Annotated in this window: 1 protein-coding gene and 1 pseudogene; one reads left to right on the forward strand and one right to left on the reverse strand. The window is 76.0% G+C overall.

The window, feature by feature from the left end; genetic code table 11:
* Nucleotides 1–136 precede the first annotated feature (136 nt).
* A complete protein-coding gene (locus FNQ90_RS25745; RefSeq protein ID WP_182608505.1) occupies nucleotides 137–451 on the forward strand; it encodes a hypothetical protein in 315 nt (104 codons plus the stop codon).
* Between the two features lie 138 nt (nucleotides 452–589).
* Here FNQ90_RS25745 and FNQ90_RS25750 read toward each other — a convergent pair.
* A pseudogene (locus FNQ90_RS25750) lies at nucleotides 590–708 on the reverse strand (ATP-binding protein); the annotation flags it as partial.

The raw sequence follows: 708 nt of genomic DNA on the forward strand, positions 1-708 counted from the left end.
CCTCCGGTCGGGTCCGGCCCGGTCCCCGCCCCGGACCCCGGACCGTCGGACCCGGGTCTCGGAACCGGGTCTCGGAACCGGGCACCGGGCCGGTGCGGGGACGAACCTGTCGGTGGCGCGCCCTACCCTGGCGGACATGAGTCAGCACAACGACTGGGCGGAGATGCAGACCGCTCTGCGCACCGCCTCGGACATCGGCTTCGCCGAGGAGATGCCGACCGGCGAGCAGGCGGAGTTCCTGGTGGACGCCCTGCGCAGGGCGCTGGTGGCGGCACAGGGCCTGACCACCGGGCCCGGCGCGACGGGATGCCGGATCCATCCGCACGGCGCGATCGATCCGTTGTACGGGGACAAGGAAGACCCCCTGCCGCCGGGGTGGGGGAAGTGCCTGCTGTGCAACGACCGGCGGCGCCGGGCGGCGTCCGCGCGGCGGCGGGCCATGCCGCGCTGAGCCGGTCGACGCGCGGACGCCGGGGTCGCTCGACACCACGCTCCCCGGATCGGGACCCGATCCGGGGACGGCCCCCGGGACCGGGGGTGGCGCGGGGACGGTCGGCGGGGAGGCGGGATGCCGACCGTCCCCGCGGGTTCAGCGCCGGCTCACGCGCATCTCGAACCAGGTGCACTTGCCGTGCGGGAGCAGGTCCACGCCCCAGCGCTCGGAGAGGGTGTCCACCAGGGTCAACCCGCGCCCGGAGGGGTCCAGGG

It is taken from the genome of Streptomyces alkaliphilus, assembly GCF_014141535.1.
Taxonomy (GTDB): Bacteria; Actinomycetota; Actinomycetes; order Streptomycetales; family Streptomycetaceae; genus Streptomyces; species Streptomyces alkaliphilus.